The sequence below is a fragment of the Streptomyces sp. NPDC015171 genome, assembly GCF_043079545.1.
Taxonomy (GTDB): Bacteria; Actinomycetota; Actinomycetes; order Streptomycetales; family Streptomycetaceae; genus Streptomyces.
The window spans coordinates 15,504-39,196 of sequence record NZ_JBIBUO010000018.1; the positions used below are offsets into that span (position 1 = coordinate 15,504).

At 74.6% G+C, this 23,693-nt stretch carries 21 protein-coding genes and 1 riboswitch; of the genes, 12 read left to right on the top strand and 9 right to left on the bottom strand.

What is annotated here, in order from left to right; translation table 11 throughout:
- Positions 1–43 precede the first annotated feature (43 nt).
- The 7 genes from ACF073_RS34640 to ACF073_RS34670 all read right to left on the bottom strand — a co-directional run bounded on the left by ACF073_RS34640 (position 44) and on the right by ACF073_RS34670 (position 7,249).
- A complete protein-coding gene (locus ACF073_RS34640) occupies positions 44–1,474 on the bottom strand; it encodes an amino acid permease (protein WP_392075441.1) in 1,431 nt (476 codons plus the stop codon).
- Between the two features lie 200 nt (positions 1,475–1,674).
- The gene (locus tag ACF073_RS34645; RefSeq protein WP_392075442.1) at positions 1,675–2,370 is read right to left on the bottom strand and encodes a GntR family transcriptional regulator; all 696 of its coding nucleotides are present in this window, start codon (positions 2,368–2,370) and stop codon (positions 1,675–1,677) included.
- A 12-nt stretch (positions 2,371–2,382) separates the two neighbouring features.
- Positions 2,383–3,384, bottom strand: a complete 1,002-nt coding sequence (locus ACF073_RS34650; RefSeq protein ID WP_392075443.1) for a proline racemase family protein — start codon at positions 3,382–3,384, stop codon at positions 2,383–2,385.
- A 12-nt stretch (positions 3,385–3,396) separates the two neighbouring features.
- A complete protein-coding gene (locus tag ACF073_RS34655; RefSeq protein ID WP_392075444.1) occupies positions 3,397–4,293 on the bottom strand; it encodes a dihydrodipicolinate synthase family protein in 897 nt (298 codons plus the stop codon).
- Between the two features lie 106 nt (positions 4,294–4,399).
- Positions 4,400–5,797: an NAD(P)/FAD-dependent oxidoreductase gene (locus ACF073_RS34660; RefSeq protein ID WP_392075445.1), complete on the bottom strand. Its 1,398-nt coding sequence runs from the start codon at positions 5,795–5,797 to the stop codon at positions 4,400–4,402.
- Positions 5,790–6,092: a (2Fe-2S)-binding protein gene (locus ACF073_RS34665; RefSeq protein ID WP_392075446.1), complete on the bottom strand. Its 303-nt coding sequence runs from the start codon at positions 6,090–6,092 to the stop codon at positions 5,790–5,792. Before ACF073_RS34665 ends, ACF073_RS34660 begins: the two co-directional genes overlap by 8 nt.
- Positions 6,089–7,249 carry an NAD(P)/FAD-dependent oxidoreductase gene (locus ACF073_RS34670; RefSeq protein WP_392075447.1) on the bottom strand — a complete coding sequence of 387 codons (1,161 nt, stop codon included), beginning with the start codon at positions 7,247–7,249 and terminating at the stop codon, positions 6,089–6,091. The genes ACF073_RS34665 and ACF073_RS34670 overlap by 4 nt, the downstream gene beginning before the upstream one ends.
- Positions 7,250–7,390: 141 nt before the next feature.
- On the opposite strand from ACF073_RS34670, the gene ACF073_RS34675 reads away from it, so the two are divergent.
- The 11 genes from ACF073_RS34675 to ACF073_RS34725 all read left to right on the top strand — a co-directional run bounded on the left by ACF073_RS34675 (position 7,391) and on the right by ACF073_RS34725 (position 17,918).
- Positions 7,391–7,513: a putative leader peptide gene (locus tag ACF073_RS34675; RefSeq protein ID WP_392075448.1), complete on the top strand. Its 123-nt coding sequence runs from the start codon at positions 7,391–7,393 to the stop codon at positions 7,511–7,513.
- 77 nt (positions 7,514–7,590) lie between these two features.
- The gene (locus ACF073_RS34680; protein ID WP_392075449.1) at positions 7,591–8,478 is read left to right on the top strand and encodes a glutathione S-transferase C-terminal domain-containing protein; all 888 of its coding nucleotides are present in this window, start codon (positions 7,591–7,593) and stop codon (positions 8,476–8,478) included.
- A gap of 77 nt (positions 8,479–8,555) precedes the next feature.
- Positions 8,556–8,666, top strand: a riboswitch (SAM riboswitch).
- Between the two features lie 354 nt (positions 8,667–9,020).
- Positions 9,021–10,004, top strand: a complete 984-nt coding sequence (locus ACF073_RS34685; protein WP_392075450.1) for an amino acid ABC transporter permease — start codon at positions 9,021–9,023, stop codon at positions 10,002–10,004.
- A complete protein-coding gene (locus tag ACF073_RS34690) occupies positions 10,001–10,792 on the top strand; it encodes an amino acid ABC transporter ATP-binding protein (RefSeq protein WP_392075451.1) in 792 nt (263 codons plus the stop codon). Before ACF073_RS34685 ends, ACF073_RS34690 begins: the two co-directional genes overlap by 4 nt.
- Before the next feature lie 84 nt (positions 10,793–10,876).
- Positions 10,877–11,896 (top strand): ABC transporter substrate-binding protein, encoded by a 1,020-nt coding sequence (locus ACF073_RS34695; protein WP_392075452.1) that lies wholly within the window; start codon positions 10,877–10,879, stop codon positions 11,894–11,896.
- 65 nt (positions 11,897–11,961) lie between these two features.
- The gene (locus tag ACF073_RS34700) at positions 11,962–12,792 is read left to right on the top strand and encodes a GNAT family N-acetyltransferase (RefSeq protein ID WP_392075453.1); all 831 of its coding nucleotides are present in this window, start codon (positions 11,962–11,964) and stop codon (positions 12,790–12,792) included.
- A gap of 14 nt (positions 12,793–12,806) precedes the next feature.
- Complete coding sequence (locus ACF073_RS34705) at positions 12,807–12,920, top strand: putative leader peptide (protein ID WP_392075489.1); 114 nt, start codon at positions 12,807–12,809, stop codon at positions 12,918–12,920.
- Between the two features lie 123 nt (positions 12,921–13,043).
- Positions 13,044–14,282: an LLM class flavin-dependent oxidoreductase gene (locus ACF073_RS34710; RefSeq protein ID WP_392075454.1), complete on the top strand. Its 1,239-nt coding sequence runs from the start codon at positions 13,044–13,046 to the stop codon at positions 14,280–14,282.
- 25 nt (positions 14,283–14,307) lie between these two features.
- The gene (locus ACF073_RS34715) at positions 14,308–15,687 is read left to right on the top strand and encodes an NtaA/DmoA family FMN-dependent monooxygenase (protein ID WP_392075455.1); all 1,380 of its coding nucleotides are present in this window, start codon (positions 14,308–14,310) and stop codon (positions 15,685–15,687) included.
- Entirely contained in the window at positions 15,684–16,775 is a 1,092-nt protein-coding gene (locus tag ACF073_RS34720; protein WP_392075456.1) for an LLM class flavin-dependent oxidoreductase, read from the top strand. The genes ACF073_RS34715 and ACF073_RS34720 overlap by 4 nt, the downstream gene beginning before the upstream one ends.
- Before the next feature lie 12 nt (positions 16,776–16,787).
- Complete coding sequence (locus ACF073_RS34725; RefSeq protein WP_392075457.1) at positions 16,788–17,918, top strand: LLM class flavin-dependent oxidoreductase; 1,131 nt, start codon at positions 16,788–16,790, stop codon at positions 17,916–17,918.
- A gap of 119 nt (positions 17,919–18,037) precedes the next feature.
- Here the strand turns inward: ACF073_RS34725 and ACF073_RS34730 are convergent, their stop codons facing one another.
- Positions 18,038–19,153 (bottom strand): M12 family metallopeptidase, encoded by a 1,116-nt coding sequence (locus ACF073_RS34730; protein WP_392075458.1) that lies wholly within the window; start codon positions 19,151–19,153, stop codon positions 18,038–18,040.
- 95 nt (positions 19,154–19,248) lie between these two features.
- Between ACF073_RS34730 and ACF073_RS34735 the strand changes: the two genes are divergently transcribed.
- Positions 19,249–20,973 carry a LuxR C-terminal-related transcriptional regulator gene (locus ACF073_RS34735; protein ID WP_392075459.1) on the top strand — a complete coding sequence of 575 codons (1,725 nt, stop codon included), beginning with the start codon at positions 19,249–19,251 and terminating at the stop codon, positions 20,971–20,973.
- Positions 20,974–21,028: 55 nt separating this feature from the next.
- Here the strand turns inward: ACF073_RS34735 and ACF073_RS34740 are convergent, their stop codons facing one another.
- A complete protein-coding gene (locus ACF073_RS34740) occupies positions 21,029–23,641 on the bottom strand; it encodes a CHAT domain-containing protein (RefSeq protein ID WP_392075460.1) in 2,613 nt (870 codons plus the stop codon).
- Positions 23,642–23,693: the final 52 nt, after the last annotated feature.

Here is a 23,693-nt window from a genome sequence, read left to right on the forward strand (position 1 = left end):
CGCCGGCGGCCCGCCCGGCCCGGTCCGCGCCCCGGCGGCCGAGCTACGGCGTCCCGGCCGCCGGAGCCTCCCGGCGCTGTCGCCGCGCCGCCATCACCGCGTAGACGAGGACCCCGACGAACAGGAACAGCACGCCCTGGTACACCGCCGCGTACCCGGCGCCCGCCATCAGCCAGATCGAGAAGGCCGCGGCCACGGCGGTGACCACCGAGTCCCGCACCAGCCGGGCCCGGTCGACCGCCTCGGGCCGGCCGGAGACGAGATGGAAGATCTGCGCCGCGGCGGCCAGCAGATACGGCACGGTCGCGGTGAACGTGGTGACGAGGACGAGGACCTCGAAGACCTTGCCCGAACCGGACAGGTAGTTGTAGACGGTGAGCAGCGAGGCGAGGACGACCGTCACACCGACCCCGACCGTGGGCACGCCCCGCCGCTTGCGGGCGAACGCGCTCGGGAACAGGCCGTCGCGCGCCGCCGCGTACGGCGTCTGGGCGCTCAGCAGGGTCCAGCCGTTGAGGCAGCCGGTCATCGACACGAGGGCGGCGAGCGCCACCGCCGTACCGCCCCAGCTGCCCCCGAACATCGTGTTCACGGCGTCCGAGAACGGCGCGGTGGAGGTCACCAGGCGGTCGTGCGCGACCGTGCCGAACACGGACAGGGTGCCCAGCAGGTACACCAGCGCGGCGCCCGCGGTGCCGATGACGGTGGCCCGGCCCACATTGCGGCGGGCGTCGCGGACCTCGCCCGCGCTGACGGCGGCGGACTCCACCCCGAGGTAGGAGAAGAGCAGCAGGGCGGCGGAGGCGGAGACCGCGCCGACCGCGCTCTGGCCGCCGGCGTTGAACGGCCCGAGCCGGTCCGGGTCGAAGAAGAACAGCCCGCCGATCGCGACGAGCAGCAGCGGCACGAACTTCAGCACCGTGGACACCAGCTGGACGGCGCCCACGTAGCGGGTGCCGGCGAAGTTGGCGAGGGCGGGCAGCCACTGCAGGGACAGCGCGGCGAGGCAGGCGGTCCAGCGGTGGCCGTTCACCGGGATCAGCACATCCAGGTAGCCGACGGCGGCGACGGCGAGCGCGGCGTTCGACACCCAGGTGGTGATCCAGTACGACCAGGCGGCGAGGAAGCCGGCGAAGTCGCCGAACGCCTCACGGGCGTAGACATAGGGTCCGCCGGTGCGCGGGTCGCGCGCGGCGAGCCGGCCGAAGACCAGGGCGAGCGCGATGGCACCGACGGTCAGCACGCCGAAGGCGACCAGACTGACCGTGCCGTAGGGGGCGATGGAGGCCGGCAGCAGGAAGATGCCGCCGCCGATGATGTTGCCCATGACCAGCGCGGTGGCGACGGGCAGGCCGAAGCTGCGGGCGTGCCGGCCGGCGGGGCCGTGCGGGTCCTCGGCCAGAACCGTGGGGGGCTCCGCGGGGATCGCCGCGGGGGCCGGAGCCGACGGGGGGACGGTCCCGGTGCTGTGCATGGGTGGTGCGCCTCTCATGGAGCTGATGTCGCCGGGATCGCCGGGACGGACCCCATGGTCCGGGATGTGTCGATCTGACGCAAAATCGCCGCGTGATGTCCCGTAAGGGTCCCTTGATCACGCAAAATGCGTCGTGGCGCGGCCCTCGCACCGCGAGATGTGCGGCGCCGGCGCCGGGGCGTGCCGGGCAGCGGAGGCGGTCAGTCCGGGGACGCCCACAGGCTGCGCACATGCCCCAGGTGCCGGGTCATGATCGCGTGCACGGCCTGCTCGTCCCGCTCCAGCAGGGCGTCCAGCAGCTCCAGGTGCTCCTCGGCGGAGGCGAGCAGCCGGCCCGCCTCCACCAGCGCGGTCAGCCCGTACAGACGGGAGCGCTTGCGCAGGTCGGCGACGACCTCCACCAGGTGGGCGTTGCCCGCGAGGGCGAGCAGACCGAGGTGGAACCGGGTGTCGGCCTCCACGTAGGCGATCAGATCGCCTGCCACCGCCGCGGTGACGATCTCCCGGGCCGCCGGGCGCAGCGCCTCCAGCGAGACGCGGTCGGCCGTGCGGGCCAGCGCCACCACCGTGGGGATCTCGATGAGCGCGCGGACGTGCGTGTACTCGTCCAGCTGCTTGTCGGAGACGGCGGTGACCCGGAAGCCCTTGTTCGGCACGGTGTCGACCAGGCCCTCCTTGGCCAGGTCGAGCATCGCCTCGCGGACCGGCGTCGCCGAGACGCCGAACCGGGCGGCGAGCGAGGGCGCCGAGTACACCTCGCCCGGCCGCAGCTCGCCCGCGATCAGCGCGGCGCGCAGGGCGTCCGCGACCCGCTCGCGGTAGCTGCTGCGCCGGCCGCCGAGCCGGGGCAGCTCGGGCATCTCGGCGCCCCGCGCGTTCTGTGCCATGTCACGCATCACCGGGGGAGTCTAGAGGACGAAGCCTTCGGGGAACGGGTCGGCCGGGTCCAGCAGATACTGCGCGGTCCCGGTGAGCCAGGCGCGGCCGGTGAAGCTGGGCAGCACGGCCGGTGTGCCGGCGACCCGGGCGGTGCCGTGCAGCCGCCCGGTGAAGCGGGTGCCGATGAAGGACTCGTTCACGAACTCGGTGTGCAAAGGGAGTTCGCCGCGCGCGTGCAGTTGCGCCATGCGCGCACAGGTACCCGTGCCGCACGGGGAGCGGTCGAACCAGCCCGGGTGGATCACCATGGCGTGGCGGGAGTGCCGGGCCGTGGCACCGGGCGCGTACAGGTGGACGTGGTGGCAGCCGCGGATCGACGGATCCTCCGGATGCACCGGCTCCTCCCGCTCGTTGACGGCCCGCATCAGGGACAGGCCGGCGGCGAGGATGTCGTCCTTGCGGGCACGGTCGAAGGGCAGCCCGAAGGCGTCGAGGGGCAGGATCGCGTAGAAGTTGCCGCCGTAGGCCAGGTCGTAGGTGACGGTACGGCCGTCGGGCAGGGTGATCTCGCGGTCGAGGGCGACGGCGAACGAGGGCACGTTGCGCAGCGTGACATGGCGGGCCGCGCCGTTCTCCACGGCGACCTCGGCGACCACGACCCCGGCCGGGGTGTCGAGCCGTATGGTGGTCACCGGCTCCACGACCTCCACCATGCCGGTCTCGACCAGTACGGTGGCCACCCCGATGGTGCCGTGCCCGCACATCGGCAGATAGCCGGAGACCTCGATGTAGATCACGCCCCAGTCGCAGTCGGGGCGGGACGGCGGCTGGAGGATTGCGCCGCTCATCGCGGAGTGGCCGCGCGGCTCGTTCATCAGCAACCGCTTGACGTGGTCGCGGTGTTCGCGGAAGTAAAGCCGCCGTTCGTTCATCGTCGCGCCGGGGACGGTGCCGACCCCGCCGGTGATCACCCGGGTCGGCATGCCCTCGGTGTGCGAGTCGACGGCGTGCAGGACGAGTGTGCTGCGCATGGTCGGGCTCCTTCACGCGAGGCCGGCGGCGACGGCCTTCTCGGTGGCCGCGCGGACCGCGGCCGACTGCTCGGGCGGCAGCGGGAGGCGCGGCGGGCGCACCGGACCGCCGTAGCGCCCGACGACGTCCATGGAGAGTTTGATCGCCTGGACGAACTCCACCTTCGAGTCCCAGCGCAGTAGCGGGTGCAGCTGACGGTACAGGGGGAGCGCGGTGCCGAGGTCGCCGGCCGCCGCGGCGCGGTACAGCTCCGCCGAGGCGCGCGGCAGCGCGTTGGGGTAGCCGGCCACCCAGCCCTTGGCGCCGGCCACCGCCAGCTCCAGCAGCACATCGTCGGCGCCGGCCAGCAGATCGAGTTCCGGGGCGAGTTCGGCGATCCGGTAGGCGCGGCGGACGTCCCCGGAGAACTCCTTGACGGCGTGCACGAGACCCTCGCCGTGCAGCCGGGCGAGGAGTTCGGGCACCAGGTCGACCTTGGTGTCGATCGGGTTGTTGTACGCCACCACCGGCAGGCCCGCCCGCGCGACCTCCGCGTAGTGGGCGAGGACGGACCGCTCGTCGGCGCGGTAGGCGTTGGGCGGCAGCAGCATCACCGAGGCGCAGCCGGCCTCGCCCGCCTGTTCCGCCCAGTGCCGGGCCTCTGCGGAGCCGTACGCGGCGACGCCCGGCATCACCCGCTCCCCGCCGATCGCGGCCACGGCGGTCTCCACCACCCGGGCGCGCTCCTCGGGCGCGAGCACCTGGTACTCACCGAGCGAGCCGTTCGGTACGACGCCGTCGCAGCCCTGGGCGACGAGCCAGGCGCAGTGCTCGGCGTAGCGGTCGTGGTCGACCGTCAGGTCCTCGCGGAGCGGGAGGGCGGTGGCGACGAGGACGCCGCGCCAGGGACGGTTCTCCGGGTGGGACATGGATGATCCCCCATTCAATAGGGTGTGACATAGCACTGATGGATGGTGTGCGGTGGGCGGTGGCGGGAGGGGTGGGCGGTGTGTTCGGGAAGCCGGGCGCGTGCGTTCAGACCGGGTCCGGCAGGGCGGCCAGGACGCCGAGGGGCACCGGCCGGGCGAACGGCCTGCGTCCGGCGGTGAGCGGGCAGCCCGCGAGGCCGGCCACCGCGGGCGCGCACATCCGGCCCTGGCACCAGCCCATCCCGGCCCGGGTGAGCAGCTTCACGGTCCGCAGGTCCCCGGCGCCGAGCGGGCCGGCCGCCTCACGCACCGCACCGGCGGTGACCTCCTCGCAGCGGCACACCACCGTGTCGTCCGGGACGCGGTCCGCCCAGCCGGCGGGCGGTGCGTACACCGCGTCGAGCGTGGCGGCGAACTCCCGCAGCCGGGTCCTGTCCCGGGCGGCGGCGGCCCAGCCGCGCGGATCGGGGACGGTGCCATACAGCCGGGCGGCCGCCGAGCGCCCGGCGATGTGCCCCTCGGCGAGCGCGAGCGCCGCGCCGCCGACCCCGGTGGCCTCCCCGGCGGCCCAGACGCCGTGCACGTCGGTGCGCTGCTCGTCGTCGACCCGTACGGCGGTGCCGGACAGGGCGCAGCCGAGGGTCTCGGCGAGGTCGGTGTGCGGCAGCAGGCCGTGGCCCACGGCCAGGGTGTCGCAGCGGATGCGGCGGGCGCCGCCGGGGCGGGCACGGCCGTCCCGGTCCAGTGCGGCCACCGTCACCGACGTCAGCCGGTCGGTGCCGTGTGCCGCCACCACGGTGTGCCCGGTCAGGGTGCGCACGCCGTGATGCAGCAGCCGGGCCGCGTACCCGGCGCCCTCGGCGAGCTTGCCGGGCCGCGCGGCCAGGGCGGGCGCCCGGCGCAGCAGCGCGGCGGGACCCGCGGACTCGACCAGCGCGGCGACCCGGGCGCCGGCCGCGGCGAGGCCGGTCGCCACCGGCAGCAGCAGCGGCCCGGTCCCGGCCACCACGGCCGTCCGGCCGGGCAGCGTCAGACCGCCCTTGAGCATGGCCTGCGCCCCGCCCGCCGTGACGACGCCGGGCAGCGTCCAGCCCGGGAAGGGCAGCACCCGCTCGTACCCGCCGGTGGCCAGCAGCACGGCGGCGGCGCGTACGGTGACCCCCTCCTCCTGCGCGGGACCGAGCAGGGCGTGCACGGCGAACGACCCGGAGCCGGGAGCGCGCTCCACGCACCACACATGGTGGTCCGTCAGATGGGTGATCCGGCCGGCCGCGCGGTGCCGTTCCAGGCCGGCCCGCAGCCGCTCCCAGGTGCGCCACTGGTGGTGCAGGGCCTGGGGCCTGCGCACGCCGAGGGCGGCGGCGGGCTGCCGGTAGAACTGGCCGCCCGCCTGCTCGGCGGCGTCGACCAGGACGACCCGCACGCCCCGGGCGGCGGCCGCGAGGGCCGCGGCGAGCCCGGCAGGGCCCGCGCCGATCACGGCGAGACACGGTCGCTCAGTCATCGTCCCGGCCCGTCCCCTCCTGGCTGCGGATCACGTCCCCCGGGCGCACCGGCACCAGGCAAGCCCGCTGGTTGGGGCGGTCGTTGACGGTCACCAGGCAGTCGAAGCACACCCCGATCCCGCAGAACACCCCGCGGGGCCTGCCCGTGGCCCGCGTCCTGCGCCAGGCCGGCACGCCCGCCTCCCACAGCGCCGCCGCGATCGTCCGGCCCGGCAGCGCGGCCAGGGTCCGGCCGTCGAAGGTGACGGTGCGGGCCTCGCCCGGCCGGGCCCGCGCCAACTCCAGTGGATTCACGGTGTGTCGCCTCCGTCGGTGTCGAACCGCTCCGGCCGGAACGGTGTGAGGTCGAGCTCCGGCGGCTTCCCGGTGAGCGCCCGCGCGATCAGCTGTCCGGTGCCGGTGGCGAGCCCGATGCCGGCGCCCTCGTGTCCGCAGGCGTGGAACAGGCCGGGCGCGCGCGGGTCGGCGCCGATCGCCGGGAGGTGGTCCGGCAGATACGGCCGGAAGCCCGCGTACGTCCGCAGCGCGCTGACCCGTTCGAGGAACGGGAAGAGCCCGATCGCCCCGGCCGCGAGCGCCCGTACCGCGCGCAGCGACAGCGTGCGGTCGAAGCCCACCCGTTCCCGGGTGGCGCCGATCAGCACCGGTCCGGCTGCCGTGCCCTCCACGACCGGCGAGGTCCGCAGGGCGGCCGAGCCGCTGGCCACGTCGGCCACGTAGTCCGCCGCGTACACCTTGTGCCGGATCATGCGCGGCAGCCGCTCGGTGACCAGGACGAAGCCGCGCCGGGGGAGGACCGGCAGCCGGACCCCGGCCAGCGCCGCCAGCTCGCCGCCCCAGGTGCCGGCCGCGTTCACCACCGCCGGCGCGTGCAGGTCGCCCCGGTCGGTGCGGACGCCGTACACCGTGCCGTCCGCCGCGCGCAGCACGCCGGTCACGGTCCGGCCGGTGTGCACGGCGGCACCGGAGGCGCGGAGCAGCCGGGCCGCGGCCAGTGCGGGCATGACCTGGGCGTCCTGCGGATAGTGCACACCGCCCGCCATGCCGGGCGCCAGGTGCGGCTCCAGTGCGGCGAGCCGGTCCCCGTCGACCGGTACGGCCGTGACACCGGCGGCCCGCTGGCCCGCGGCGAAGTCCCGCAGCGCGGCCAGGGTGCCGGGCGTCGACGCGACGACGAGGCCGCCCTTGGGCTCGTACTCGACCGCCGTGCCCAGCTCCGGCGCCAGCTCCGCCCACAACCGGGCCGACAGCAGGGCGAGCCGGAGTTCCGGACCCGGTTCCTTGTCGGAGACGAGCAGGTTGCCCTCGCCCGCTCCCGTGGTGCCGCCGGCCACCGGGCCCCGGTCCACCACCCGCACGTCGAGGCCGGTCCGCGCGGCGTACAGCGCACAGGCCGCGCCCACCATCCCGGCTCCGACGACCACGACATCGCACGTCAGCCGCTTCGCCACGGTCAGTACTATGTCACATGTTTCTCTCGCTGAGGAGCCCCCCGCATGCGCCCCGATTCCCAGCCGTGGACAGCCTCTTGACGTCGTACGGAGCCCGATCGACACTCCAGGGAGGGAATCCTAGTGAAAAGGTAGGGAATCATGACGCGCCATGAAACGGGCACCGGCCGCACGGGCCGGACGCCGTTGCGCGCACCCCTGCTCACCTCCCGCCGCCATATCGACCTGCAGCGCGTCTGCAGCGCGATCAGCCACCGCCGCTGAACCGGTCCCGCTCGCCCCGCCGGCCGGCCGTGCCCGCTCCGGCGTCCGTTCGCCCGCCCATCGACCCGGGGAGAAGCATGTCCGTCACTCCGCTCGCCGCCGTTCCGTCCGCCCGCCGAGCCGCCCCCGCCTTCCGCGGCCGCATCGGCCGGGACGCCCGCAGCGGCCACTACGCCGTGCCGCACCGCTACCGGCTCCATCTGTCGACCGCCTGTCCCGACGGACTGCGCCTCGCCATCGGCCACAGCCTGCTCGCCCTGGACACCGGCTGTCCGGTCACCCTCCTGCCCGCCGTCCCCGACTGTCCCGGCGGCGGCCACTCGGCGCTCCGCCCGCTGTACGAGGCGAGCGCCCACCACTTCACCGGACCGGCGCTCGGGCCCGTCCTCAGCGACGACTGGTCCGGACGCATCGTCAGCACCCACGCCCCGGACATCCTGCGCGACCTGGACCGGTTCCCGCACGAGGGCGACGCCCGCCTGTACCCGGCCGGTCTGGAGTCCGTGATCGAGGCCGTCGAGCGGATGTGCGCCGAGGGCATCGACGAGGCCGCGCAGCGCGCCGGACGGGCCGGTGCCGGCCCCGCCGAGCGGGCCGGAGCGCTCGACACGCTGCTGGACACCCTCGACCGGCTCGACCGGCGGCTGGCCGGCGAGGAGTACCTGGCCGACGACCGGCTCAGCGCCGCCGACATCGAGCTGTGGGTGTCGCTGGTGCAGCTCGACACGGTCCACCGCTGCCATCTGGACGCCGCCGCCGTGCACCGCATCGCCGGGCACCGCGCCCTGTGGGCCTACGCCCGCCGGCTGGCCGCCCACCCCGCCTTCGGCCGCCGGCTCGACCTCGACGGCATCGCCCGCCGCCACCACGGCCGCTGCCAGGGTCTTGAGGCCGCCGGCGCCGCGGTCCAGATCCTGGACTGGGCGGCCCACGCGGCGGACTCCCCGGACGCTTCTCGCAGGTGACAGCGGTCCGTGGACGTCCACTGGGCGGACGGCCGTTGACATTCGAACGGGCAACTGCCTTACTTACGGCTCAGAACGGTCATGAGCGTCAGCACCAAGCCCTGGCTCGCTGACCGGCAACCCTCGCATCGCGGTGGGGTGCCCCAGGTGACGACCGGACCGGACGACGTTTTCGGTAAGCGCGAGGCCCTCCCGGGCCCACAACAGTGACAGGTGACGCCATGTACGCAGCTCCCAGGACGGCCGCGAGCCGCCCGCAGAGCTGCGTACCGTCGTACGCCGGTCTCCTCGTCGCCGACCGCGCCGTCGATCTGCTCCGCGTGAACAGCGCACTGTGTACCGCGCCGGGCGCTGCCCGCTGCCGGGGCTGACGTTCCCTTCCAGCCCCCGCGTTCCCGCCGCACACCGTCCGCCCGGTGTGCCGTTGTCCGCCCATCCCCCGGTTGTGCGCGTGCCCGTGCGCCGCCTCGTGCCGTAGTGCCGTCGCGGCCCATGCCCGCTCGTCCGCGGCCGCGGGGTGTCCGATTTCGCCGGAGCCCCTCATGAGTGAACCCCCAGGCGCCGCCGTCTCCCTCGCCGAGGCGCCGACTCCCACCGACCCGCCGTCAAAAAGCCTCTCCGCACAGCGGGTCCAGCCGCTGCGCAGACCCGGGCGGTGGACCGTCACCGCGGTCGTCCTCGTGCTCGTCGCGCAGATCCTGCACGGACTGGTCACGAACCCCTTCTACCAATGGGACCGCTTCCAGTACTGGTTCCTGCGCCCCACCGTCCTCGACGGCCTCCTCGTCACCCTCGAAGTCGCCGCGTTCAGCGCCGTACTGGGGCTCGTCGGCGGCGTCCTGCTCGCGCTCGCCCGGCTCTCCGGAAGCGCGGTGCTGCGCGCCGTCAGCTGGACCTACACCTGGCTGTTCCGCTCGGTGCCGCTGATCGTTGTGCTGATCTTCCTCTACAACTTCAGCGCCCTGTACAAGACGCTGAGCCTCGGCGTGCCCTTCGGTCCGGCCTTCGTCAGCTTCGACGAGTCGAAGCTGGCCACCGACATGGCCATCGCCGTCATCGGCCTCAGCCTGAACGAGGCGGCGTACGCGGCCGAGGTGGTCCGCGGCGGCGTCCTCTCCGTCGACCAGGGACAGCACGAGGCCGCCGCCGCGCTCGGCCTGCCCCGGGGCTACCAGTTCCGCAGGATCGTCTTCCCGCAGGCCCTCAGGTCCATCACCCCGAACTACGTCAACCAGCTGATCGGCCTGATCAAGAGCACGTCCCTGGTGTTCTACGTGTCCCTGCTCGACCTGTTCGGCACGGTGCAGTCGATGGGCAACACCTACCCCGGTGACGTCGTCCCGCTGCTGATGGTCGCCACCGTCTGGTACCTGATCCTGACCAGCGCCGTCTCCGTCGTCCAGTTCTACGTCGAGCGGCACTACGCCCGGGGCGCCACCCGCACCCTGCCGCCGACCCCCCTGCAGAAGGCCCGTGACGCCCTGACAGACCTGCGGGCCCGACTGCGCGGAGAGGCCGCCGTATGACCACCGTCCGGACCCCGGAGAAGACCGCCCCCGCGGCGCTCGAAATACACGACGTGCACAAGTGGTACGGCACCCACCGGGTGCTCGACGGCATCGACCTGACCGTCCGCCCCGGCGAGGTCACGGTGATCATCGGCCCGTCCGGCTCCGGCAAGTCGACGCTGCTCAGGGTCGTCAACCACCTGGAGAAGCCCGAGATCGGCCATGTCAGCGTGGGCGGCGAACTGATCGGCGTGCGACGGCACGGCGGACGGCTGAAGGAACTCAGCGAGCGCGCCATCCTCGCCCAGCGCGGCCGGATCGGCTTCGTCTTCCAGAACTTCAACCTCTTCCCGCACCTGACGGTCCTCGACAACGTCGCCGCCGCGCCCGTCGCCACCGGCAGGCTGACCAGGCCGGCGGCCCAGGAACTCGCCCGCGAACTGCTCGAACGGGTCGGCCTCGGGGACCGGACCGGCGCCTATCCGCGGCAGCTGTCCGGCGGCCAGCAGCAGCGCGTCGCCATCGCCCGCGCCCTCGCCCTGCGCCCCGGGATCATCCTCTTCGACGAGCCGACCTCGGCGCTCGACCCCGAACTCGTCGGCGAGGTGCTGGCCGTCATCAAGGACCTGGCCACCAGCGGCACCACGCTCGTCATCGTCACCCACGAGATCGGCTTCGCCCGCGAGGTCGCCGACCGGGTCGTCTTCATCGACGGCGGCCGGATCGTCGAACAGGGCCCGCCCGGCGAGGTGCTGGACAAGCCCCGGCACGCACGGACCCGGGACTTCCTCGGCAAGGTCCTCTGACCCCCGCCTTCCCCCCGCGCTCACGAACTCCCCCCACGGCAGCACGCCCACCGCCCTCATCAGCGAGACAAGGACAGCCACGCCATGCCTACCCACCTCTCCCGACGCGGCCTGATACGCGGCATCACGGCGGCCACCGCGGTCGCCGCCCTCGCCACCGGACTCACCGCCTGCGGGGGCGACAGCGAGGCCGCCACCACGACCGACAGCGCGGGCACCGTGACCGTGGGACGCCTCTCCAACGGAGCCGCCAAGGAGACCGGACTGAAGGTCTCCGAGGTGAAGTCCATCAGCGCCCGGCTGCCCGCCTCCGTCCGCAAGAGCGGCAAGCTCGTCATCGGTGTCGGAGCCCTGCCCTCGGGATCCGCTCCGCTGAACTTCGTGGGCAGCGACCAGAAGACCCTCACCGGCTCCGAACCCGACCTCGGCCGCCTGGTGGCCGCGGTGCTCGGCCTGAAGCCCGAGATCCGCAACTCCACCTGGGAGAACCTCTTCGTCGGCATCGACAGCGGCAAGGTCGACGTGGCCTTCTCCAACGTCACCGACACCGAGGAGCGCAAGAAGAAGTACGAGTTCGCCTCCTACCGCAAGGACAACCTGGCCTTCGAGGTGGTCAAGAAGAGCACCTGGAACTTCGACGGCGACTACGAGAACCTCGCCGGCAAGACGGTCACCGTGGGCTCCGGCACCAATCAGGAGAAGATCCTCCTGGAGTGGAAGGCCAAGCTGGCCAAGGAGGGCAAGAAGCTCACCGTCAAGTACTTCCCGGACCAGAACGCCATCAACCTGGCGCTGAGCAGCGGCAAGGTCGACGCCTACTTCGGCCCCAACCCCGCCGTCGCCTACCGCGCCCGGCAGACCGCGAACACGCCCGCCCCGACCCGCAACGCCGGCACCTTCTCCGGCGCGGGCGCGTCCCTCCAGGGCCTGATCGCCGCCACCTCCAAGAAGGACAGCGGGCTCGCCGAACCGGTCGCCGCCGCCCTCAACCACCTGATCGACAACGGGCAGTACGCCAAGTGGCTGGCCGCCTACAACCTCTCCAACGAGGCCGTGGCGAAGTCGGAGGTGAACCCGCCCGGACTGCCGGCGGACAACTCCTGACCCACCGACCGCGGTACGACCCCGACCCCGACCGTGCACGTCGCTCAAGAGAGGACTCCGCCTCCGTGGCCCACCCGTCCGACGCCCGCGGAGGCGGAGCCCCGCCCCTGCCCGCCGCCCCCCTCCTGCCTCCCGCCGCCCCCGTCCTCGACAACGCCGTCTGGGCCGCGCTCGACGGTCCGCACGCCCACCTGGCCGAGCGGTTCGGCCGCGCCGCCCGCTACCAGGCCGACCTCTACGCCTTCGCCGCCCTCGCGGACCCGGCGGACCCGGCGGCCTGGGCCGACCTCGGCACCCTCCTCGGAGCGGGGGCCGAGGTGCGCGTCAAACCCGCCGGACGGGTGCCGCGGGGCTGGACGGTCCTCGGCGACGGCGAGGGCGTCCAGCTCGTGGACACCGCGCTGCGGGCCGAACCGGCCCCCGAGGCCGTACGCCTCGGACCCGACGACGTTCCCGAGATCCTCGGCCTGGTCGCCCGCACCCGGCCGGGCCCCTTCCTGCGCCGGACCGTCGAGATGGGCACCTACCTCGGCATCCGGCACCACGGCAGGCTCGTCGCGATGGCGGGGGAGCGGCTGCGACCGCCCGGCTGGACCGAGATCAGCGCCGTGTGCACCGACCCCGCGTACCGCGGCCGGGGACTGGCGACCCGGCTGGTACGGGCGGTCGCGGCGGGCATCCGGGACCGCGGGGACACGCCGTTCCTGCACGCCGCCGCCGACAACACCGCCGCGATCCGGCTGTACGAGTCGCTCGGGTTCACCCTGCGCCGCCGCAACCGCATCGTGCGGCTCCGCACCCCGGGAACATCCGGCGCCGGCCGGGCGTTGAGTGTCCTGACGAGATCCGCCAGGCGGTCGCCGAACCGGCCCGCCGCGCCCGACGGAGGGAGGTGACGGCCGTGATCCGTATGCGCCCGAAGGCCCGCCCGCCGCGCCTCCCGCACGCCTACCGTTCCGTCCGTCTGCACTCCCGGCCGCACATAGACCTCCAGCGCGTGTCCGCCGCGCTCTGTCGCCACTGACCTGCCGCCCGGCCCCCCGGCCGGGTCCCCCTCCGCCGCGCTCGCCCCCGGCCGACGCATGCCCGGCCGACGCAGGCCCCGCGAGCCGGTGTCTCTCGTACCGACATCTAGGAAGGCACCGCCGTGTCCTCGACTTCCCCCGCTTCCCCCGTTCCAGCTGCCTCTCCCGCCTCTCCCGCACCCCTGCATCTCGCCGTCGCCCTGGACGGCACCGGCTGGCACCCCGCGTCCTGGCGCGAGCCGGCCGCCCGCCCCCAGGACCTCTTCACCGCCGGGTACTGGGCCGGCCTGATCACCGAGGCCGAACGCGGCCTGCTCGACTTCGTCACCATCGAGGACGGCCTCGGCCCGCAGTCCTCCCGGCCGCTGGCCCCCGACGAGCGCACCGACCAGATACGCGGCCGGCTCGACGCGGTCCTCATAGCCTCCCGGGTCGCCCCGGTCACCCGCCACATAGGTCTGATCCCGACGGTGGTGACCACACACACCGAGCCGTTCCACATCTCCAAGGCGATCGCCACCCTGGACTACGTCAGCACCGGACGCGCCGGCGTGCGCGTGCGGGTCACCGCCCGCCCCGACGAGGCCGCGCACTTCGGCCGCCGCACCGTCCGCCGGATCGACTCCTTCGACTCCCCGGACGCGGACGAGCTGATCACCGAGCTGTTCGACGAGGCCGACGACTACGTGGAGGTCGTGCGCCGGCTCTGGGACAGCTGGGAGGACGACGCCGAGATCCGGGACGAGGCGACCGGCCGCTTCATCGACCGGGACAAGCTGCACTACATCGACTTCGAGGGCGGCCACTTCAGCGTCAAGGGCCCCTCCATCACGCCCCGCCCGCCGCAGGGCCAGCCGCTGGTCACCGCGCTCGCCCACCGCACCGTCCCGTACCGGCTCGTGGCCCGCCAGGCCGACATCGGCTACGTCACCCCGCACGACGCGGCCGAGGCCCGCGCGATCGTCGCCGAGATCCGCGCCGAGCAGCAGGCGGCCGGCCGCGCCGGGGACACCCTGCACGTCTTCGGCGACCTCGTCGTCCTCCTCGACGACAGCCGGGCGGCGGCCGAGGCCCGCCTCGACCGCCTGGACACGCTGGCCGGCGAGCCGTACACCAGCGACGCCCGGATCTTCACCGGCACCGCCGGGCAACTCGCCGACCTGCTGGAGGAACTGGCGGCGGCCGGCCTGACCGGCTTCCGGCTGCGGCCCGCCGTCGCCGGCCACGATCTCCCGCGGATCACCCGGGACCTGGCGCCCGAACTGCGGCGCCGACGCCGCTTCCGGGACGCCTACGAGTCCGGCACCCTGCGCGGCCTCCTCGGCCTCACCCGCCCCGCCAACCGCTACGCCGCGGCCTGAGAGCCGGAGAGGACGTCCGTACACCATGAGCAAGCCGCTGAAGCAGATCCACCTGGCCGCCCACTTCCCCGGCGTCAACAACACCACCGTGTGGAGCGACCCGGCCGCGGGCAGCCACATCGAGTTCAGCTCGTTCGTGCACTTCGCGCAGACCGCCGAACGCGCCAAGTTCGACTTCCTGTTCCTCGCCGAGGGACTCAGGCTGCGCGAGCAGGGCGGCACGATCTACGACCTGGACGTGGTCGGCCGCCCCGACACCTTCACCGTGCTGGCCGCGCTGGCCGCCGTCACCGACCGGCTCGGCCTGACCGGCACCATCAACTCCACGTTCAACGAGCCGTACGAGGTGGCCCGCCAGTTCGCCAGCCTCGACCACCTCTCCGACGGCCGCTCCGCGTGGAACGTCGTGACCTCCTGGGACGCCTTCACGGGAGAGAACTTCCGGCGCGGCGGCTTCCTGCCGCAGGACGAGCGGTACTCCCGCGCCAAGGAGTTCCTCGCCACCGCGCACGAGCTGTTCGACTCCTGGCGCGGCGACGAGATCCTCGCCGACCAGGCCACCGGCGCCTTCCTGCGGGACGCCAGGGCCGGCTCCTTCGTCCACCGGGGGCAGCACTTCGACATCCAGGGCCGGTTCAACGTCCCGCGCTCCCCGCAGGGCCGTCCCGTCATCTTCCAGGCGGGCGACTCCGAGGAGGGCCGCGAGTTCGCAGCCTCCGGCGCGGACGCCATCTTCAGCCGCTACTCCACGCTGAAGGAGGGCCAGTCCTTCTACACGGACGTCAAGTCCCGCCTGGCGAAGTACGGCCGCCGTCCCGACCAGCTGCTCATCCTGCCCGCCGCGACCTTCGTCCTCGGCGACACCGACGAAGAGGCCGCCGAACTCGCCCGGGAGGTCCGCCGGCAGCAGGTCAGCGGCGCCACCGCCATCAAGCACCTGGAATTCGTCTGGAACCGGGACCTGTCGGCGTACGACCCGGAGGGCCCGCTGCCCGACGTCGACCCGGTCGTCGGCGAGGAGCACATCTCCCGGGGCCGCGCCCAGGTGCGGATGTACCGCGACCCGGTCGCCATCGCCCGCGAGTGGCGGCAGCTCGCCGAGGCCAACAAGTGGTCCATCCGGGACCTGGTCATCAACACCGGCAACCGGCAGTCCTTCATCGGCTCCCCGGCCACCGTCGCACGGACCATCAACGACTTCGTGCAGTCCGACGCCTCCGACGGCTTCATCCTGGTCCCGCACATCACCCCCGGCGGGCTCGACCCGTTCGCCGACCAGGTGGTGCCGCTCCTCCAGGAACAGGGCGTGTTCCGTACCGACTACGAGGGCACGACCCTGCGCGACCACCTCGGCCTCGCCCACCCCGACGCCGCCGGCGCCGCACCCGAACGGGCCGCGTCGTGAAGTTCCTCGCGATCACCCTGATCGTGCACCGGCCGGACCCCGTCACCGGGGTGCACAAGCCGACGCACGAACGGTTCCGCGAGGTCCTGGACAACGCGGTGCTCGCCGAGGAGCTGGGCTTCGACGGGTTCGGCGTGGGGGAGCGGCACGAGCGGCCGTTCCTGTCCTCGGCGCCGACGGTGGTGCTCAGCCATGTCGCGGCCCTCACCCGCCGGCTGCGGCTGTTCACCGCCGTCACCACGCTGAGCCTGCTCGACCCGGTCCGTGCGTACGAGGACTACGCGACCCTCGACCACCTCTCCGAGGGGCGCCTCGACCTGATCATCGGCAAGGGCAACGGCGCCGCCCAGCGGGAGCTGTTCCAGGTCACCCCCGAGGACCAGTGGGACCGCAACGCGGAGAGCTACGAGGTGTTCCGGCGGATCTGGCGGCAGGACCGGGTGACGGCCGACACCCGGTTCCGGCCGCCGCTGACGGACGCCGAGGTGTGGCCGCGGCCGTACCAGCAGCCGCTGCGGGTCTGGCACGGCAGCGCCACCAGCAAGGAGTCCGTGGAGCTCGCCGCCCGCTACGGCGACCCGCTGTTCTCGGCGAACGTCACCCACCCGATCGCGCCGTACGCCGAGCTGATCCGCCACTACCGCGAACGCTGGGAGCACCACGGGCACGACCCGGCGGACATCGCGGTGGGCGCGGGTACGGCCGCGCTCCACGTGGCCCGCACCTCGCAGGAGGCGCTGACCGCGTACCGCCCGATTTTCGAGAGCAACCTGGCCTTCCAGCGGGCCGCGGGGCTGCCCGTGGTCTTCGAGACCCTGGAGGACTTCGTGGCGCGCAGCTCGGCCCTGATCGGCAGCCCCGAGCAGGTCATCGACAAAGTGCACCGCTACCACGAGCAGTTCGGGCACACCGTGCTGCACGTGGGCGCGGACGGGGGCGGACTGACCGGCCCGCAGCACCGGAACTCGCTTGAGCTGTTCCAGTCCGAGGTCGCCCCGGTGCTGCGCCGGCACATCCCCGACCCGCCGTTCCCCTGGGCACCGGTCCGGCCCCGGCCGGACCTCGCACCCGTGCCCGCCGACCGCTGAGGAGTCACCGTCATGTCCGTGGGCATTCCGCTGGGCGTCCTCGACCTGGTGCCGATCGCGTCCGGTTCGAACGCGCCCGAGGCGCTGCGCAACTCCATCGACCTGGCCCGCCACGCCGAGCGGTTCGGCTACGCCCGCTACTGGTTCGCCGAACACCACCTCAACCCGGGCGTGGCCGGCACCTCCCCGGCCGTCGTGCTGGCCCTGACCGCCGCGGCGACCTCCACCATCCGGCTCGGCTCGGGGGCGGTCCAGCTCGGACACCGCACGGCGCTGTCCACGGTCGAGGAGTTCGGCCTGATCGACGCGCTGCACCCGGGCCGCCTCGACCTGGGCCTGGGCCGCTCGGCGGGCGGCGGCCCGCCGGGAACGCGGCCCCCGCGCCCCGCGGCCACCCCGGTGGTGGCGGGCCGGGCCCCCAACGGCCTGCTGATCCCGCCCCGCTTCTCCCTGGAGCACCTTCTCGGCTCGCCCCGAGTCGCCCTCCAGCGCAGGCTGCTCCAGCTGCCGCACGCCCAGCCGCAGGAGTACGCCGAGCAGATCGACGACATCCTCGCCCTGCTCGCCGGTGGCTACCGCTCCCCGGACGGCATCGAGGTCCATGTCGTGCCGGGCGAGGGAGCCGAGGTGCAGGTGTGGATCCTGGGCAGCAGCGGCGGGGTGAGCGCCGAGACCGCCGGGGCGCGCGGCCTGCGGTTCGCCGCGAACTACCACATCAGCCCCGCCACCGTCCTGGAGGCCGTGGAGGGCTACCGGGCCGCCTTCCGGCCCTCCGGCGAGCTGGCCGAGCCGTACGTCAGCGTCTCCGCCGACGTGGTGGTCGCCGAGGACGACGACACCGCGCGCGAACTCGCCGCCGGCTACGGCCCGTGGGTGCGCAGCATCCGCACGGCGGAGGGCGCCATCGCCTACCCGTCACCGGACGAGGCCCGCCGCCACGCGTGGACGGACGCGGACCAGGCGCTGGTGCAGGACCGGCTCGACACCCGGTTCGTCGGCTCGCCGGGCCGTGTCGCCGACCGCCTCGCCCAGCTCCAGGAGGCGACGGCCGCCGACGAACTCCTCGTGACCACCATCACCCACGACCACCGGGCCCGGGTCCGCTCCTACGAACTGCTCGCGAAGGAGTGGCACAACCGCTGACGCGGACGGCGGGGCCGCGCACGGACGACGGCGAGGACGTGGACGTCACCTCCCCCGTAGGTGACGTCCACGTCCGCTCCCCCCGGCGCCGGACTGTGGCTCCGCGCCGTCCGTGTGCCTCACCAGCACATGACCGCTGTCTCCCCCGACCCCCATGTCGAGTACAGACGGACCCGGACGGCATAGCGGCGGCCCTTGATCAGCCGGACCCGGACGGCGGCGTTGTGCGGTGTGCCGCCGTCGTCGTGGCCCGCGAGGAAGCGCGGTTCCCCGTCGCGCTCCTCGAAGACCACGAGCACGGTGTCGGCGTCGCCGAAGGTGCCCACGGTGTACTCGCGGGTCTCCGGCGGCTCGACGGTGAAGTCGGCCTGCTCGCCGGGACCGAGCCCGAGCGGCGCCGACCGGAACGGCACCAGCGCGGCCTGCGCCTGCCCCCGGCCGAGCCCGGCCCCGACCGGGGAAGGCCCCGCGGGCGGGTACCAGCGGAGCACGAACTCCTTGTCGGCCGGGGAGGGCGTGCCGGACGGGCGCAGCCCCCCGCGGTACTGCTCCGGCTCCAGCACGAGGCCCGGCCCGAAGGGCAGCGTCATCACCGACTGCGGGTCCCACACCGAGCAGCCCGCCTCGCAGGCGTCCAGCTGGCGCAGGACGTTCGTGTCCGTCGTCTCCCGGCTCCAGTAGTTCGGCGGGCCGCCCAGCTCGGCGTAGACGGCCTCGTCGTCCCAGTGCAGCCCGGCGAACGGGCTCTGGTGCTCGTGCACCATGCCGAGCGCGTGCCCGATCTGGTGCAGGACGATCCCCCGTTCGGCGGGCGCGCTCACGTCCCAGCCGAGGTTCATGGTGCGCTCGCCCCGGCCGGCCGACAGCGCGTCCCGGCCGACCGCCGACCAGGACCCGGCACCCGGCTGGAACCCGATCCGCAGCTCCGCCTCGTGGCGGTCGCCGACCTCGGCGAAGGTGACGCCGATGCCGAGGTCCTGCCACTCCCGGAAGCACGCGCGGACCACCTCCCGGGCCCCCTCGCCCCCGGCCCACGGCACCCGGCGCAGCTCCCCGGTCCCGGGCACCGGGATGACCGAGGCGTCGGAGGCGGCGTCCAGGAAGCAGTAGTGCAGAACGGTGCCGTTGACCCACATCCGCCGCCCGGAGAGCAGCGCTCCCAGCCGCTCGGCGGTCAGCCCCGGCCCGAAGGGCGGGACCGGCTGCCGCGGCAGCGAGCAGAGGCGTCGGGTCATGCGGCCAGCGTGCCCGTACGCGGCGGCCGGGCGCCTGAGTCGGGGGCTACTCAAGTCGCCCTGTATCAAACCTGAGTAGGCGCGCTCAGCATGAGGTGAGGACTTACGAACAGGACGCGAAGACGCTGGAACTGCCCTGGCCGTTCACCGGCCGCGCGGACGAACTGGAGCTGGTGCGCGGTGGGCTGGCCTCGGGCCGGCCCGGCATCGTGGTCACCGGCCCGGCGGGCCACGGCAAGACGCGGCTGATCACGGAGGCCGTCCGGGGCACCGACCACGCCCGGGTGACCGGCACGCCCGAGGCCCGCGACCTGCCCCTCGCGGCCTTCGCGCACCTGGTCCCGGACACCGTCTCGCTGCACCACGCGGTCCGCGCGCTGTCCGGGCTGCGGCTCCTCGTCGTGGACGACGCGCAGCTGCTGGACGAGACCTCCGCCGCCCTGGTCCACCAGCTGGCCGTGCACGGGCGCACCCGCCTGGTCGTGGCGGCGGCGGACGGCGTGCCCGCGCCCGCCGCGGTGTCCCGGCTGTGGACCGGGGAGCTGCTGCCCCGGCTCGCCCTCGCCCCGCTGTCCCGGGAGGACACCGCCCAGCTGCTGGCCGGCGCCGGGCTCGAACCGCTCACCGTGCGCCGGCTGCACCGGGCGTGCCGGGGCGATCTGCGGCTGCTGCGCGACCTGCTGACCGCGCTCGCCGGGTCCGGTCGGCTCACCCCCGTCCCGGGTACCGGGGAGCGGGCCTGGCGGGGCGCGCTGCCGGTCACCGCGGCCGTCCGCGAACGGCTCGCCCCCGCCCTCGAACGGTCAGGACCCGGCGAACGCGCCGTACTGGACCGCCTCGCCTTCGCCGAGCCACTGCCGCTGCCCCTGGACGGACTGGACCCGGACGTTCTCGAACGCCTGGAGGCGGACGGCCTGATCGACGTCGACGACGCGGGTGCCGTCACCCTCGCCCACCCCCTGCACGGCGCCGCGCTGCGGGCCGCGGCCGGCCGGCTGCGGGCCCGAAGGCTGGCCCGCGCCGACGACGCCCACGGACCCGCGCTCGCCGCCGAACAGCGCACCCTGGTGCGGCGGATGGAGCGGCTCGACGTCCGGCCGCTGCCGACCCCCGTGGGGGAGTGGCTGGTGGCGCAGGGAACCGCGCTGCCGGCCGGGTACGCCGCGGTCCGCGCCCGGTTCGCGCGACTGCGCGGCGAACTGCGGGAGGCCGCGGCATGGGCCCGGGAGGGGCTGCGGGAGAATCCGCTGGACGGCGGCTGCCGGGGGGAACTGGCGCTGGCCGAAGGGCAGGTGGGCGAGGTGGCCGACCCGGACGACGTCCGCGCGGCCTACGACGCCGTACGCCTCGGCGAGCCCGCGCGGGCCGCCGGACGGCTGCCGGCCGGGAGCGTCCTCGCGCGGCACGCGGACGCGCTGGCCCGCGGCGACGGGGCCGCACTCGACCGGGCCGCGGAGGCCCTGGCCGCACGGGGCTTCCTGCTGTACGCGGCGGAGGCCCACGCGCAGGCCGTACGGGCGCACCGCGATCCGCGGGCGGCCCGGCTGTCCCGCACCCGGGCGCTGGCGCTCGCCCGGCGCTGCGAGGGCGCCCGCACACCGGCGCTGGCCGGACTCGTCCTCGGTGAACTCACCGCCCGCCAGCAGCAGATCGTCACCCTGGCGGCAGCCGGTCTGAGCAACCGGGAGATCGCCGAGAGACTGACGCTGTCGGTGCGGACGGTCGGCAACCACCTGTACGGCGCCTACACGCGGCTCGGCACGGGGGACCGCGGGGCGCTGCCCTGGCTGGTGGACGGACCCGAGCGGGAAACGGCCTAGCCGCCGCGCCCCGGGTCGCGGGGGCCGGTGCGCGAGAGGGGCCGGGCAGCCGCCCTCACGCCGCGCCGAACGCCGCGAACGCCCAGCCCGTCGCCTGGTGGACGGCGTCCCCGGGCAGGGACGCGCGGGCGTCGCGAAGGGCCTCGGCCAGGGAGAGGCCCGCGCCGAGGCCCTTGTGCAGGGCGAGCATCAGCGGGACCACCGCAGCGTCGTTGACCGGCGCGCTGCTCGCCACCACCCCGGCCGTGCCCAGCGGCAGCAACGCGGTGACCAGGCCGAGCAGTTCGTCCGCGCCCACCGAGGCGAGGCGGGCCGTGTCACAGCTGGACAGGATGATCCGGTACGGGCTGCGGGCCAGGCGCTCGAAGTCGTGCACGATCAGCGGGCCGTCCGCCATCCGCAGGGCGGAGAACAGCGGGCTGTCCGCGCGGAACGTGCCGTGCGCCGCGAGATGCGCGAGACCGGCGCCGTCGAGCTCCGCCAGCACCCGGGGCACCTGGGCGTCCTCGCCCTCCAGCACCGTCGCCGTGCCGTACCTGTCGGCTAGCTCCGGCACCTCGGCGCCGCCCGTCGCCAGGCCGGGACCGCGCACCAGCAGCGCCCGGCCGTCCGGCGGAGGCGCCGTCTCCCGGGCGCTCAGCCAGCTGCCCGCCGACGGCGACACGCTCAGCACCCGCTCCCGCAGCGCGGGCAGCAGCGCCCACGGCACCCGGTGCAGCGACCCCGGCGGCACGATCACCACCGGACCCGGGCCGAGCCGCTCCGCCGCGCCGGCCAGCAGCAGCTCCTGCAGCCGCCGGCCCGCCGCCTCCACCAGCGGCAGCCGCGCCTCCGCGCCCGGGTGCGCGAGCCGCCGCAGCCCGGCCTGCACATGCTCGGCCTCGGCCACCGCCTCCGCCAGCGCACCGCCGGCGAACCGCCGCACCTTGCCCTGCCCGCACAGCAGGACGTGCACCCGGCCGTCCACCACGGCCAGCTCGACCAGGTGCCCGTCGCCGAGCCGGTCCAGCAGCCGGCGCACGTCGAAACGGTCGCCCGCGTCGGCCGCAGCGCCGCCCATGTGCCGGGTGCGGGAGCGGATCTCCAGCTCCAGGCGCCGCTGTTCGCGCTCCAGCGCCGGCACCGGACGACCCTCCATCCGGGCGGCCTCCGCGCGGGCCGCGATCTCCCGGTAGGCGGTGAGACCGCTGAGCAGCGCCGGATCGTCGGGCGGCCGGGTCGGCGGCGTGGACAGCACCGTCGCCCGCCACCGCTCGCTCCACACCAGCAGCCGCCGCGGACTGCCCTGGGCGAGGCTCACCTCCTGTGCCAGCGCGGCCAGTTCGGCGCCCTGCGCGGTCGCGTGGGCACGCAGCTCCGAGGCGCCCAGCGTCATCCGGTGGTCGTCCAGCACGTCGAGGCCGCGCCGGCACGCCTCCAGCACCCCGCGCCGCGAACCCGCGGCCCTGGCCCGCAGCGCCTGCGCCGCCCAGCCGGTCATCCGGGCCGGCGGCGGTCCGCCGTGCCGGCTGCGGGCGGCCACCGCCAGATGCCGTTCCGCGTCCGCCGTCCAGCCGAGCGCCAGCGCGATCCGGCCCGCGAGCAGCGAGGCCTCCGCCGCCGCCGGCGAGCCGAAGGCGGCCAGCCGCTCGGCGACCGCCGCCGCGTCCGCGACCATCCGCCCCGACCGGCGCCCCGCCGCCATCCGCGCCTCCAGCAGCACCAGCCGGGCGTGCGTCGCCCACCACGTCCTGCGCTGTGCCGAGAACAGCCGTACGGCGACGGCCGCGCGGGCGACGGCGGTGTGCGCGTCCCCCGCCGAGCGGGCGGCCCACGAGGCGGCCAGCAGCAGCTCGGCCTTGCGCGTCGACTGCCCGCCGATCCGGTCGAGCACCCCGATCGCCGCGTCCGCCTCGGCCAGCGCCTCCGGGGCGAGTCCCGCCGCCATCAGCACCTCGCAGCGCCGGATCGACAGGTTGTACGTGGGGGTGCCCAGCTTGGCGTAGCGCTCCTCGGCCTCGTCCAGCAGCCGCAGCGCCGCCGGGATGTCACCCGACCGGAACGCGGCCAGGCCCCGGCTCTCCACCGCGTCCGCCTTGTCGTGTTCCTGGCCCGTGGTGTCCCACAGCCGCTCCGCCGCCGTGAAGTCCGCGACGGCCCGGTCCACCGCGCCGAGCGCCAGGTGCACGGTGGCCCGCAGGGTGAGCGCCCGCGCCGTCCAGATGTCGTCGGCGGCCTGCCGCAGCACCGGCAGCGCCCGCCGTACGTCCTCCAGCGCCTCCCGGTGACGCCCCAGCACCCACCACACATAGGCCCGCCGGTACAGCACCCGGGCCCGGGTGTGCCCGCTGCCCCGGGCCACCCCGCGCTCGAAGGCCGTGAGCCCCTGGCGCGTGCGCCCGGCGTGCACCAGTGCGACCCCCAGCGTGGCGAGCACATCGGCCTCGCGGTCGGCCGAGTCGGCGTGCGCCGCCAGGTCACGGGCCCGGCGCAGATGCCGCAGCGCGATCCGCAGATCGCCGAAGTCCCGCTGCCAGATACCGAGCACCTGATGGGCCACGCTGGCGTGCAGCGGCGGCGAACCGGCGCGCAGGACCTGCTCCGCGCGTGCCCGGGCCTCGCCGGGATCGGCGAACACCATGGGCAGCAGTTCGAGAATCGACTGGCTTCCCGCTGTCACGTCTCGCATGGTAGTGGCCTGCTGTATCAGACGGTGGGCCCGGGACTCTCACTGTCGGACA